The sequence below is a fragment of the Curtobacterium sp. B18 genome, from assembly GCF_000333375.1.
In the GTDB taxonomy this organism is placed as follows: domain Bacteria; phylum Actinomycetota; class Actinomycetes; order Actinomycetales; family Microbacteriaceae; genus Curtobacterium.
This window is the reverse complement of sequence record NZ_BACZ01000713.1, coordinates 1-3,700: the sequence shown is the minus strand read 5'-3', so window position 1 is coordinate 3,700 and position 3,700 is coordinate 1. Positions and strand designations below refer to the sequence as shown.

The window sequence follows — 3,700 nt, the reverse complement described above, 5'->3', positions numbered from 1 at the left end:
CCAGCGTCATCGGGTCGCCGCTCGCCGGCTGGCTGATGACCCACGAGGGACTGCTCGGCGGGCTCGCCGGCTGGCGCTTCATGTTCCTCTGCGTCTCGATCCCGGCGATCGTCGTCGGCGTCCTCTGCCTCTTCGTGCTCAAGGACAAGCCGTCCCAGGCGAAGTGGCTCGATGAGGACGAGAAGACCTGGCTCGAGGGTGCGCTCGCGAAGGAGAACGACCAGAAGCAGGGGAGCGCACACGGCAAGGGTGGCCTCCGTGCGGCGTTCGGCTCCGGGCGCGTCTGGATGCTCGCCGCGGTCTACTTCGGCTTCATCTACGGCCTGTACGCCCTGAGCTTCTTCCTGCCGACCATCATCGACGGCTTCCAGGAGCAGTTCGGCACCACGTTCGACCTGTTCCAGAAGGGGCTCATCACGGCGATCCCGTACGTGCCCGCCGCCGTCGTCCTCTACTTCTGGTCGCGTGACGCGTTCCGCCGCGGCGTGCGGGTCTGGCACATCGCGGTCCCGGCACTCGTCGGCGGCCTGAGCATCCCGGTGGCGCTCTACATGAACAGCCCGGCCGCCACCGTCGCCGTCATCGCGATCACGGCCTGCTCGATCTTCGCCGCCCTGCCGAACTTCTGGACGGTCCCGACGCAGTTCCTCACCGGTGCCGCAGCAGCGGCCGGCGTCGCGCTCATCAACACCGTCGGCAACCTCGGCGGCTTCGCGGCCCCGTACATCACCGGCGCCGTCAGCGAGTGGACCGGCGGGTACCAGGTGCCGATGTTCATCGTCGGGTTCTTCATGGTGCTGTCGAGCGTCCTGATGTTCGTCCTCGGCCGGAACACGAAGCGGAACGAGCGACGCGCTGCCGACGCTGCTGTGCCGGCAGCGGCGACCACGACCCAGGAGTCCCACGCATGACACGCCTGTTCAACGATCCGGCGGACTTCGCCGACGAGGCCACCGACGGGTTCGTGGCCGCGAACGCGCGCTGGGTGCGGAAGGTGCACGGCGGGGTCGCCCGCTCGACCACGAGCCCCGACGGCACGGTCGCCGTCGTGATCGGTGGCGGCTCCGGCCACTACCCGGCGTTCGGCGGACTCGTCGGGCACGGCCTTGCCGCAGGTGCCGCGCTGGGGAACCTGTTCGCGAGCCCGAGCGCCCAGCAGGTGGCCGGTGTCGCCCGCGCTGCCGAGCACGGTGGTGGGGTGCTGCTGTCGTACGGCAACTACGCCGGCGACGTCCTGAACTTCGACGCCGCCGCGCGCACCCTCGAGGCCGAGGGGATCCCGGTGCGCACGGTGCGGGTGACCGACGACGTGGTGAGTGCGCCCGCCGATCGTGCGCACGAGCGTCGTGGGATCGCGGGGGACCTCTGCGTGTTCAAGGTCGCCGGCGCGGCCGCCGAGCGCGGCGACGACCTCGATGCCGTCACGGCGATCGCGGAGCGGGCGAACGAGCGGACCCGCAGCTTCGGCGTCGCGTTCTCCGGCTGCTCGCTCCCCGGCGCGGACGAGCCGCTGTTCACCGTCCCCGAGGGCCGGATGGCGATCGGGATGGGCATCCACGGCGAACGCGGCATCGACGAGACCGATGTGCCCACCGCGTCCGGACTGGCGGACCTGCTCGTCGACAAGCTGCTCACCGAGCTGCCGTCCGGTGTCGCAGTCGACGGCTCCCGCGTCGTCCCGATCCTCAACGGCCTCGGTTCCGTGAAGTACGAGGAGCTCTTCGTCGTCTACCGCTCGGTGCAGCGGCGCCTCGCGGACGCGGGCGTCGTCATCGTCGAGCCCGAGGTCGGGGAGCTCGTGACGAGCTTCGACATGGCCGGCGTCTCACTGACCCTGTTCTGGCTGGACGACGAGCTCGAGGAGCTCTGGGGAGCCCCGGCCGACACCCCCGCGTACCGCAAGGGTGGCGCCGTCCCGCAGCAGCCGGTGCCATCCGAGGTGCTCGAGGCCGACGTGGTCGCACCGGTGACCCTCGGCACGGACGAGTCCCGGATCGCCGCGACCCGCATCGCGACGGCCATCTCGGCCGTGCGCGCGACGATCGACGTCCACGCCGACGAACTCGGCCGCATCGACGCGGTGGCCGGCGACGGCGACCACGGCATCGGCATGCAGCGTGGCTCCACCGCCGCGGACGCGGCAGCGCAGGACGCCGCAGGTCGCGGCGCCGGTGCCGGCTCGGTCCTCGCGATCGCCGGTGACGCCTGGTCCGACAAGGCCGGTGGCACCTCCGGAGCGATCTGGGGTGCGGCCCTGGAGGCACTGGGTCGCGTCCTCGGCGACACCTCGCGTCCGTCGGCCACCACCGTCGCGGACGCCGTGCACGCGGCCACCGAGGCCGTCCTCGCGTTCGGCGCCGTCCCCGGCGACAAGACCATGGTCGACGCGCTCGTCCCGTTCGACCAGGTCCTCACCGCCCGGACCGCGGCCGGCGACGACCTGGTCACCGCCTGGTCCGCCGCGTCCGCCGCCGCCACGACCGCGGCCGACGCCACCGCCGAGCTGCTGCCGCGGATGGGCCGCGCCCGCACCCACGGCGAGGACGCGGTCGGTACCCCCGACGCCGGCGCGATCTCGTTCGCCCTGATCACCGCCGCGGTCCTCGCGACGTTCTCCGAGAAGTGAGGAAGACCCCCATGACCGAGCAGCAGTTCCGCATCGTCGTCGGCTCCGACGACGCCGGGTTCGACTACAAGGAGATCATCAAGGCCGACCTCGCCACGGACCCGCGCGTCGTCAGCGTCACCGACGTGGGCGTCGACGCGGACGGGCACACCGCCTACCCGCACGTCGCCGTGGACGCCGCACGGATGGTGGCGAACGGGGAGGCGGACCGGGCGATCCTGATCTGCGGCACCGGTCTCGGCGTCGCGATCGCGGCGAACAAGGTCCCGGGCATCCGGGCCGTCACGGCGCACGACTCGTTCAGCGTCGAGCGCTCGATCCTGTCGAACGACGCCCAGGTGCTCTGCATGGGCCAGCGCGTCGTCGGCGTCGAGGTCGCCCGGCGGATGGCGACGGAGTGGCTCGGCTACACCTTCGACACGTCCAGCGCCAGCGCCGAGAAGGTCGCGGCGATCTGCTCGTACGAAACGAGCACAGCCGACGGCTCCGCGCCGGCTGGCGTGGACGCCTGATGCCGGCGTCCACGGCAGCCGCCCCGCTCACGATCGGGGTGTCGCTGAAGATGTACTTCTCCCACGCCCGGACGCTCGAGTGGGCAGCCGCCGTGGCCGACATCGCCCGGACACCATGCTGCCCTCCGGCGCCACCCGGGTGAGGGCGACGTCGGCGAGGTGGGTGTCGTCCGGCCCGGTCCCCGTGACGTACACGAAGGCCCGCAGGTCGACGTGCCGGGGGTCGAGCCCTGCCGGCCCGATCGTCGGGTGCGAGGAGAGCTGCACGACCTCTTGTCCGACCCACCGGTCCGGGTCGGCGGCGATGGCACGGCGCCGCTCGGCGACCTCGGGGGCGCTGGCGCTCGGCCCGATCAGGACGTCACGCCCGCCCTCGCCGTCGACCGGCTTCGTCACGAGCTCCCCGACGCGGTCGAGCACCGAGAGCCGCTCGCCCTCGATGCTGGTGCGGTAGGTCGGGACGGCGTCAAGCAGCGGCTTCTCGTCGAGGTAGTACCAGATGAGGTCCGGCACGTTCACGTACATGGCCTTGTCGTCGACGAGCGCGTTGCCCGGCGCGTTC

At 72.0% G+C, this 3,700-nt stretch carries 4 protein-coding genes; 3 read left to right on the top strand and 1 reads right to left on the bottom strand.

Going from position 1 to position 3,700, the window contains the following annotated elements:
• The 3 genes from I5E_RS19075 to I5E_RS19065 form a co-directional block, all read left to right on the top strand.
• On the top strand, positions 1–911 hold a 911-nt coding region (locus tag I5E_RS19075), incomplete at its 5' end, for an MFS transporter (RefSeq protein WP_022908394.1).
• Positions 908–2,626, top strand: a complete 1,719-nt coding sequence (locus I5E_RS19070) for a dihydroxyacetone kinase family protein (RefSeq protein WP_022908393.1) — start codon at positions 908–910, stop codon at positions 2,624–2,626. The genes I5E_RS19075 and I5E_RS19070, both read left to right, overlap by 4 nt.
• Before the next feature lie 11 nt (positions 2,627–2,637).
• Positions 2,638–3,138, top strand: coding sequence for a ribose-5-phosphate isomerase (locus I5E_RS19065; protein ID WP_022908392.1), 501 nt, complete (start codon positions 2,638–2,640; stop codon positions 3,136–3,138).
• A gap of 27 nt (positions 3,139–3,165) precedes the next feature.
• Here the strand turns inward: I5E_RS19065 and I5E_RS19060 are convergent.
• A partial coding sequence (locus I5E_RS19060) for a circularly permuted type 2 ATP-grasp protein (RefSeq protein WP_031263204.1) occupies positions 3,166–3,700 on the bottom strand: 535 nt, incomplete at its 5' end.